General features: G+C 72.4%; 8 protein-coding genes. 3 read left to right on the top strand and 5 right to left on the bottom strand.

What is annotated here, in order from left to right:
• Positions 1-282: 282 nt before the first annotated feature.
• Positions 283-945, bottom strand: a complete 663-nt coding sequence (locus ABWK99_RS10195) for a DUF3105 domain-containing protein (RefSeq protein ID WP_372594593.1) — start codon at positions 943-945, stop codon at positions 283-285.
• A 187-nt stretch (positions 946-1,132) separates the two neighbouring features.
• Between ABWK99_RS10195 and ABWK99_RS10190 the strand changes: the two genes are divergently transcribed.
• Positions 1,133-1,810, top strand: a complete 678-nt coding sequence (locus tag ABWK99_RS10190) for a vitamin K epoxide reductase family protein (RefSeq protein WP_372594592.1) — start codon at positions 1,133-1,135, stop codon at positions 1,808-1,810.
• 15 nt (positions 1,811-1,825) lie between these two features.
• Here the strand turns inward: ABWK99_RS10190 and ABWK99_RS10185 are convergent, their stop codons facing one another.
• The 4 genes from ABWK99_RS10185 to ABWK99_RS10170 form a co-directional block, all read right to left on the bottom strand.
• Positions 1,826-3,310, bottom strand: a complete 1,485-nt coding sequence (locus ABWK99_RS10185) for a multicopper oxidase family protein (RefSeq protein WP_372594591.1) — start codon at positions 3,308-3,310, stop codon at positions 1,826-1,828.
• A complete protein-coding gene (locus ABWK99_RS10180) occupies positions 3,307-3,591 on the bottom strand; it encodes an SHOCT domain-containing protein (protein ID WP_372594590.1) in 285 nt (94 codons plus the stop codon). The genes ABWK99_RS10185 and ABWK99_RS10180 overlap by 4 nt, the downstream gene beginning before the upstream one ends.
• Before the next feature lie 100 nt (positions 3,592-3,691).
• Positions 3,692-4,843, bottom strand: a complete 1,152-nt coding sequence (locus ABWK99_RS10175; protein WP_372594589.1) for a sensor histidine kinase — start codon at positions 4,841-4,843, stop codon at positions 3,692-3,694.
• 8 nt (positions 4,844-4,851) lie between these two features.
• A complete protein-coding gene (locus ABWK99_RS10170; RefSeq protein ID WP_372594588.1) occupies positions 4,852-5,589 on the bottom strand; it encodes a response regulator in 738 nt (245 codons plus the stop codon).
• A gap of 139 nt (positions 5,590-5,728) precedes the next feature.
• Between ABWK99_RS10170 and ABWK99_RS10165 the strand changes: the two genes are divergently transcribed.
• On the top strand, positions 5,729-7,864 hold the full coding sequence (locus ABWK99_RS10165; protein ID WP_372594587.1) for a heavy metal translocating P-type ATPase: 2,136 nt from the start codon (positions 5,729-5,731) through the stop codon (positions 7,862-7,864).
• A 9-nt stretch (positions 7,865-7,873) separates the two neighbouring features.
• Complete coding sequence (locus ABWK99_RS10160; RefSeq protein WP_372594586.1) at positions 7,874-8,623, top strand: ABC transporter permease; 750 nt, start codon at positions 7,874-7,876, stop codon at positions 8,621-8,623.
• Positions 8,624-8,942: the final 319 nt, after the last annotated feature.

Here is an 8,942-nt window from a genome sequence, read left to right as displayed (position 1 = left end):
CTCCTCCGTCGGGGCGCCGCCCTCCGGCGCGTCGTGACACGAGCCTCGGGGGCCCTGCGCGAGATCTCGGGGGACGTTCGGTTCCGCAGGGGCCGCCTAGGTAGCGATTCCCAGCAGTTGCGTAGCCGCGTCCGTGCAGCGGCGCGCCGGGCGCTCTCCCGAGGGAGGCCACTGCGGGTCGCGAGGCGTGCGGGCACCACGGATGGCCCCGGCTTAGATGCCTTCGGCGGCTACTTGCCGGCGCGGAGTCGGTACGCACGCACCTGAACGGCGCACAGCATGTCAGCTCGGTTCGCCGACGCCCCCGCTGCACGGAGCCCCGGGCTCGGGCGTCTGCTCGCCCTGGACGTACTTGACCAAGAACGGCTCGACCCGTGGGTCGGCCGCGTCATCGACCTGGAGCTGCACTCCCCAGGCTGTCAGGACCACGGGCGCCGCGAGGTCGGGGAACGGGCTGAGCAGCACGTAGCCTTCCCCGCGGGCCAGCTCCGTGAGCACGTCCACCTGCGCCTGGGCGAGGTCCGGACGGTAGGTGATCCACACGGCACCGTGCTCGAGGGAGTGCACGGCGTTGGCGGTCGCGACAGGTTCGGCGTAGACGCCACAGTTCTGCGGCACCGGATCGTGATCCCCCCCGACCGGCGGAAGGACGGTGCCGCCGGCCTCCTCCGGCGTCGGCTCCGGCACGGCCGCGACGTGGTCCGACGAGAGGTCCGTGGTCTCTTCGACACCGGCGATGGGCTGGTTCGCGGCCTGCTCGACGGCGGACTGGCGCCGGCTCTCGTTCACGATCACCGCCCCCGCGCCGACGACGAGACCCACCACAGCCGTCGCAGACACGGCGATGATGACGGCGCGGCTGCGACGCTCCTTGGCAGCCTGCCGCGCACGCAGGTCGGCGAGCTGTGCGGCGCGGGCACGGTCGGGGGTGCGGCGGTCGACCACTCTGCTCTCCTCCGTCCGGACTCGCGGTCCGGGGTCCGGACCGCGCGCATCAGGACGACCGTAGGCACGGACAGCCGACCAGCGCCCGTCCGGGAGCCGGTCTTCATCGGATCTTGACGACACCTCGACCAAGGGTTCGCCATCGACCAGGAGTCTGGAGCCACCACCGTCCGACGCAGGGAACCCGATGAACCTCGAGACCATGGACAGGCCGACTCCCGCCGACCTGCCCCCGCCGCCTCCCGCCCGTGGCCTCTGGGCCGTGCTGCACCGCATCCGCCACGCGAACGCGTTCATCTTCGGCACGATGGCGATCTCTGCGAGCGTGAGCCTGATCGCCTCCTTCGTCCTCGCGGTCGACGCGGTGGCACTGGCAGCAGATCCCGGCACGACGCTCGCCTGCGACATCAACGCGACGATCAGCTGCGGGACGGTCGCGGTGGCCTGGCAGGCGCAGCTCTTCGGCTTCCCCAACGCCTTCCTCGGTCTGGTCGCCGAACCCGTCGTCCTGACCCTCGCGGTCGCCGCCCTGGGCGGTGTGCGCTTCCCGAGGTGGTTCATGGCGACCGCTCAAGCCGTCTACACCCTCGGGCTGATCTTCGCCTACTGGCTCTTCAGCCAGTCGATGTTCGTCATCGGGTCCCTGTGCCCCTGGTGCGTGCTGGTGACCGTGTCGACGACGCTCGTCTTCGTGTCCTTGACCCACGTGAACATCCGCGACGGGAACCTGTTCCTTCCCCGGCGCGTCCAGGAGTGGGCGCACGGGCTGATCGATGCCGACGTGGACGTGATCGCCGTCGCCGCCTGGTTGGTCTTCCTTGCCGCGGCGATCCTCGCGAAGTACGGCACCGCGCTCCTCGCCTGAGCCGGACGAGCGGACTCAGCCCGCCTCGATCGTGCCCATCATCCCGAGGTCCTCGTGATCCAGGACGTGGCAGTGGTAGACCGTGGTCCCCGGGAAGGTGTCGAAGGCGATCCGCACGGTCACCTCCTGCCCGGCGGGGACGTCGACGACGTCGCGGCGGTCGACGAGCTCGACCGTCTCTCCCCCGGCCCGGACCAGCTGCATCGGCCAGACGTGCAGGTGGAAGGGGTGGTCCATCGTGCTGCTGTTGCGCACCGTCCACTCCTCGACGTCGCCGAGCCGGACCTGCTGGTCGACGCGTCCTGCATCGAACTCCTTGCCGTCGATGAGGAAGCTCATCCGACCCATACCCCTCCCCATCCCCATCGTGAGGTCGAGGGTGCGAGCCCTGTCGACGGTGACGGACCGGAGGTCGCGGGCCACCCCCGCGCGAACAGGCGGCAGCGGCGCGGCCACCCCCGTGCCCGCACGGACCGTGAGGAGGGTCGCGTCCGCCTCGTCGACGACACCGCCCATCCCCATCTCCACCGCACCCCGGTCGTGGGCGCGCGCGGTGAGCACGGCACCGCCCGCGGGGACGTCCAGCTCGAGATCGGCACGGTTGCCCGGCGCGAGCAGCACCCGATCCCCGGACACCGGCTCGGGGAACTGCCCGCCGTCGAATCCCCGCACGCGCAGCCGACCGGACCCCGGATCGAGGTCGAGGTAGCGGCTCGTGCACGCGTTGATCACCAGGAGACGCTGGGTCGAACCGGCCGGCACGGTCAGCTCGGGAGCCACCTGGCCGTTGACCAGGACGGTCCGGCCGGCACGGCCGTGCATGCGCTCAGGACGGGAGACCGCGGCCACCCGTCCGTCCGCGAAGGTCACGTCGGACACCACCAGGATCCGCGCCTCGGCGGCGTCCCATGGCTCGGTGTCCACGACGATCGCGCCGTACAGCCCACCGAAGACCTGGTCGGCCACCGTCCCGTGATGGTGCGGGTGGTACCAGAACACCCCGGTCGGGTGGTCCTCCGGCAGGTCGATCGTGTACTCGAAGGCGTCCCCGGGGTCGATCCGCACGAACGGGTTGTCGCTCGAACCCTCAGCCGAGACGACCAGGCCGTGGGTGTGCAGGTTGGTCGCGGAATCGAGGCCGTTGGCCAGGCGGACGCGCAGACGATCGCCCGGCCGCAGGTGCAACGTCGGTCCGGGGACGGTCCCGTTGTAGGTGAGCATCCGTACCCGCCGCCCCGCCACGACGACGTCGCTCTCGGCGACCAGCAGATCCAGGTCGAGGATCCCGGCGGCAGAGGCGAGCAGCTCGGGTTCGATCAGCGACGCGCCCCGGTCCGCCGCATCCGCGTCAGGTGAGGCAGTCGCACCGTCGCCCCGCGCGCTCGTGCCGAACGGAGGCCAGCCCTGGGTGCCGAGCCCGACGACGCCGATCGTCAGCGTGCCGGCTCCGAGCAGCCCGAGCTGGAGAGCCCGCCTGCGGCTGATCGGCTCCGGGGTCATCGGCCCTCGAGACCACGCAACCGCTCCTGGAACTCCACCGTGTCGATCTCCCCACGGGCGTAGCGCTCCTCCAGGATCCGACGCGCCGGCGAGGTCCCGGCGCCGCCCGTCGGCGGCCCGACCGGTGGAGGAGACGCAGACGTCGCGGCGTGCCCCTGACCGCCCGACCCGCCGCCGGCGGTGAGGCGGACGACCACGTACACGAGCAACCCGATCCCGACCAGGACGACGAGCCAGAGCAGCCACATCCAGCCAGGACCCATGCCGTACCCGTTCCACATCACACCGACCACCCCATCCCTCGCTCCCGTCCACCCACCCTCGCGCCCCGGTCTGAGGGGCAGCCGATCGGTTCGATGAAGAATCGCTGAAGAACGCGGGTCACGCCGTCGACGCGGCGCCACCGCGACCGTCGGGGGTCCGATCGAGCGACGTCGGCGCCGCCGCGAGCCGGAGGGTGAACCGCGCCCCGGAGCCGGGGCCGTCGCTCGCGGCGGTGAGCGTGCCGCCGTGGGCCCGCGCGATGGCAAGGGCGATCGCGAGGCCGATCCCGGACCCGCCGTGCGCCCGGTCCCGGGCCGCGTCGACGCGGAAGAAGCGTTCGAAGACGCGCGGCAGGTCCGCTGCGGCGATCCCCTCGCCCGTGTCGGCGACAGCGACCTCCACCGCCTCGCCCTGCCGCTCCACGACGACCTGGACGGCGCCCTCGGGTGGCGTGTGCCTGCGGGCGTTGTCCAGGAGGTTGGTCACCACCTGACCGAGGCGGTCGGGGTCGGCCAGGACCACGGCACCGGCGCCCGAGTCGACGGTGAGTCGCACGCCGCGGTCCGCGTACGCGCCCGACTGCTGGGCGACGGCCTCGCGCACGACCTCGTCGAGGTCGACGAGCCGGAGGTCGAGCGGGAGCCGGCCCTCCTCCGCCGTGGTCACGAGGGCGACGTCCTCGCTCAACCGGGCGAGCCGCTCGACCTGCTCGCGGAGCATCCCGATGGTTGCCGCGTCGGCGACCTCCACCCCGTCGGCGATGGCCTCGAGGTAGCCGCCCAGCACCGACACCGGGGTGCGCATCTCGTGGGCGAGGTCGGCCAGCATCCGGGTGCGCGTCTCCTCGACGCGGCTCAGGTCGGCCGCCATGCTCGTGAACGCCGCCGCGAGGTCGTCGAACTCCGGCCCGATGCCGGGAGCCTCGACCTGCACCTGCCGATCCCCGAGCGCGACCTGGTGCGCCGCCGACGCCAACGGCGCGAGGGATCTGCGGATCCGCCCCGCCAGGACGACGCTCACCACGGCCGAGGCCGCCAACGCTGCCACGAGCGCCAGGGACAAGGAGAGCGCAGCCGCCGTGGAGAAGGCGACCTCGGCATGCTCGGTCGCACTCTCGGTCGTCCCGGTCGTGCGCAGCATGTGCTCGTGGAAGAGGCCGGGGCCGACGGCCGCCCCGACGACCCAGGCGGTCGCGCCGCCCACGAGCACCACGAGCACGATCGCGAGGAGCAGCCGGGTCGCCAGGTCGGCCCGGTTCAGCCACGCCATCGGCCCCGTCATCGACCGGGTCCGAGCCGGTAGCCGAACCCGCGGACGGTCTGCACGAAGACCGGCGCCGAGGCGTCGTCGCCGAGCTTGCGCCGGACGTGGCCCAGGTGGACGTCCACCAGATGCGGGTCGCCGACCCAGCCCTCGCCCCAGACCTCGGTGAGGAGCGCCTCCCGGGAGAAGGCCCGACGTGGGGCGCGCACCAGGGCCGCGAGCACGTCGAACTCCGTCCGGGTGAGGTCGACCGACCTGCCCTCGACCCACACCTCGCGGGCCGTCAGGTCGATCCGGAGCGCACCGATCTCGCGGACGTCCACGCCGGGCGGCTGCGGACCCGCCCCCGCGAGACGACGCGGCCTGCGCAGCATCACCTGCACGCGTGCGACGAGCTCGCGGGGGCTGAACGGCTTGGTCAGGTAGTCGTCGGCGCCGACCTTGAGCCCGATCAGCCGGTCGAGCTCCTCGACGCGCGCGGTCAGCATGATGACGTAGCACTCGCTGAAGGTGCGCAGGGCGCGGCAGACCTCGATGCCGTCGGTGCCGGGAAGGCCGAGGTCGAGGACGACGACGTCCGGCGGGACGGCCCGAGCGCGCTCGAGTGCCACGGTGCCGTCACCGACGACCTCGACGTCGAAGCCGTCGCGCGTGAGGTAGGACGCCACGAGCCTGGCCAAGGGCGCCTCGTCCTCGACCACCAGGACCCTCGCGCGCGGGGTGGTGCCGGTCACGTCGTCCACGGAGTTCATGGCCCCATCTTGCGGCCTGTCCCGGCCGACACCACTGCTCTGTCCTACGCCCCGTCACCTCTCGCGGACGACCCGTCGACGTACTACCGTGGGACGCTGATACCCCCTGGGGGTATCAAGTGATCGGAAAGGAGTCGCCATGACCGACGAGAAGGCACCCGCGCACGCACCGCACCACGAGAGCCCGGGCGACTCACCGGCCGGGGCCGACCGCGGGCCGAGCAGGGACTCCCGCCACGGCGGGCATGGCAGGCAGGGGCGCCACGGCGAGCATGCGGGCCACGGGGACCACGTGGCCCAGTTCCGACGGCTCTTCTGGGTCATGCTCTTCGTGGCGGTCCCGGTGATCGGCTTCTCCGGGATGTTCGCCGCCCTCGTGGGCTACGACCGCCCCGACGGCGCGTGGGTGGCATGGGTCTCGCCGGTTCTCGGGCTGGTGATGTACGCCTGGGGCGGCAGCCCCTTCCTCCGCGGCGCCGCCGGCGAGGTCCGAGCACGCACACCGGGGATGATGACACTCGTCGGGCTCGCGATCACCGTCGCCTTCCTCTCGTCCCTGGGAGCCAGCCTCGGCCTGCTGCACCATGAGCTCGACTTCTGGTGGGAGCTCGCGCTACTCATCGTGATCATGCTGCTCGGGCACTGGATCGAGATGAGGTCCCTTGCGCGAACCAGCTCCGCCCTGGACTCCCTGGCCGCCCTCCTGCCCGACGAGGCCGAACGCGTCGAGGACGGCCGCACCGTGACCGTCCATCCGTCCGAGCTGCGTGTCGGCGACGTCGTCGTGGTGCGCCCCGGGGGAAGCATCCCGGCCGACGGTCGTGTCGTCGACGGTCGCGCCGAGCTGGACGAGTCGATGGTCACCGGCGAGTCCCGCACCGTCTCCCGGTCCGTGGGCGACTCCGTCACGGCAGGAACCGTCGCCACCGACTCAGGTCTACGGATCGAGGTCACGGCCACCGGCGACGACACCGCACTCGCCGGCATCCAGCGCCTCGTCGTCGAGGCGCAGAGATCCACCACGCGAGCGCAGCGACTCGCCGACACCGCAGCAGGCTGGCTCTTCTGGTTCGCCCTGAGCACCGCTGCGATCACCGCGGTCGTCTGGGCGACCGTCGGCCGGCCCGACGCAGCCGTCATCCGCACGATCAGCGTCCTGGTGATCGCCTGCCCGCACGCGCTCGGCCTGGCGATCCCGCTCGTCGTCTCCATCGCCACCGGCCGCGCCGCATCGGCGGGAGTGCTGATCAAGGACCGCGTCGCCCTGGAGGCGATGCGCTCGGTCTCGGTCGTGCTCTTCGACAAGACCGGCACCCTGACCAAGGGCGAGCCCGCGCTCGCCGCCGTGGAGGTCGTCGGCGAGCCCGGCGAGGACGGCGTCCTCGCCCTCGCGGCCGCAGCCGAGGCCGACAGCGAGCACCCCTTGGCCCGGTCGATCGTCCGTGCCGCCTCCGAGCGCGGGCTCACGGTCCCGAGCGCCTCGGGCTTCACCTCCTCGCCGGCCGTCGGGGTGACGGCCACCGTCGACGGTCACGAGATCAGGGTGGGCGGGCCGCGACTCCTCGAGGAGACCGGTGGCCGAGAGATGGCCGTGGTCGAGCACTGGCGTGCCGACGGCGCGATCATCCTGCACGTCCTGCGAGACGGCGAGGTCGTCGGAGCGCTGAAGCTCGCGGACGAGGTGCGCACGGAGTCGCGCGACGCCGTCGACGCCCTGCACCGGCTGGGCATCACCGTCGCGATGATCACCGGCGACGCCGAGTCCGTGGCCCGCTCGGTCGCCGAGGAGCTCGGCATCGACCGCTGGTTCGCTGGCGTGCACCCCGAGGACAAGGCCGCCAAGGTCCAGCAGCTCCAGCACGAAGGGGCCACGGTCGCCATGGTGGGCGACGGCGTGAACGACGCCCCGGCGCTGGCCCAGGCCGATGTGGGCATCGCGATCGGTGCGGGCACCGACGTCGCGATCGCCTCGGCCGGGGTCATCCTCGCGAGCTCCGACCCCCGCTCCGTGCTCTCGATCATCGAGCTGTCCCGGGCCACCTACCGCAAGATGACGCAGAACCTGTGGTGGGCCGCCGGCTACAACCTCCTCGCCGTCCCCCTCGCCGCCGGGGTCCTCGCGCCGGTCGGGTTCGTGCTCCCCATGTCGGTCGGTGCCGCCCTCATGTCGCTGTCGACCGTGGTCGTCGCGCTGAACGCCCAGCTCCTGCGCCGCGTGGACCTGCGCGCACCGAGCTCTGCGGCAGTGGCGAACGTGCCACGCGATCGTCGATAGCCTGCATCCGTGACCGGGCTCGCCGACATCGTCCCGACCCTGGTGGCGGTCGCGATCCTGATGGCCCTGACGGTCACGGTCCTGGCGATCGTCCGGGCGCCTCACCGGCGGGCCCCCGCGCTCGCCATCCTGCGCGGCACGGCGCAGCTCGCCGCGATCAGCCTCGTCCTCAGCTCGGTCATCACGAGCGCCCTGTGGGTCTCGGTCGCCCTGCTGGTGATGTTCACCGTGGCAGCGGTCACGGCGTCCAGGCGGCTCACCTGGACCTGGGCGCACTTCGGCCTCGTCGCGGGCGCGATGGCTTCCGGCGTGCTGGCGACACTGGCCATCGTCTTCCTCACCGGTGCGATCTCCTTCACGCCCCGGTACGCGTTGGCGATCGGCGGGATCGTCATCGGCAACGCGATGACGATCGCCACGCTCTCCGGTCGACGCATCACCGACTCGATCCACGAGAGGTGGGAGGAGATCGAGGGGTGGCTGGCCCTCGGGGCCACTCCTCGCCAGTCCACGATCCGGCTCGCGCGCACGGCCGTCTACTCCGCGCTGATCCCCGTGACGGACCAGACGAGGACGACGGGGCTGGTCACCCTTCCGGGTGCCTTCGTCGGGGCGATCTTCGGCGGCGTCTCCCCCCTGGAGGCCGGGGCATTCCAGATCACGGTCCTCGCCTCGGTCATGGCGGCCGGGTCGATCACCTCCGCCCTCGTGGTCCGCGGCCTCGCCCCGGTGTCCGTCAGGCCCGCTGCCCTGCGCTGACCCGCACCCTCCGCGACGGCGCTCGTCCGCGGACCAAGGTCCCGACATCCGGTCGCGGGCGGGTGAAATCTGCGGCATGTCGCCGTCCTCGCCGAGCCGGCCGCAGGCGCGCAGCCGGCGCGCCTGGTGCGGCGACCGGTCAGACCGCCCGACCGCCAGGTCGGCCCCGTCCGCGGGTGCACCGGCTGCCCGGGGTCCCTCACCTCCACGGCTCGACCCGGCGGGTCACCGACCGTTGCGGATCGATCCCCCTGCGCAGGGCGCGCCCACCCGCCGATGCCCTGACCTGCGAGGACGTCGTGCCGAACCGATCCGCTCT

Origin of the sequence: Actinotalea sp. (genome assembly GCF_041597215.1) — a bacterium.
Lineage (GTDB): Bacteria > Actinomycetota > Actinomycetes > Actinomycetales > Cellulomonadaceae > Actinotalea.
The sequence above is the reverse complement of the archived record's forward strand: the minus strand, read 5'-3'. Positions and strand labels throughout refer to the sequence as shown.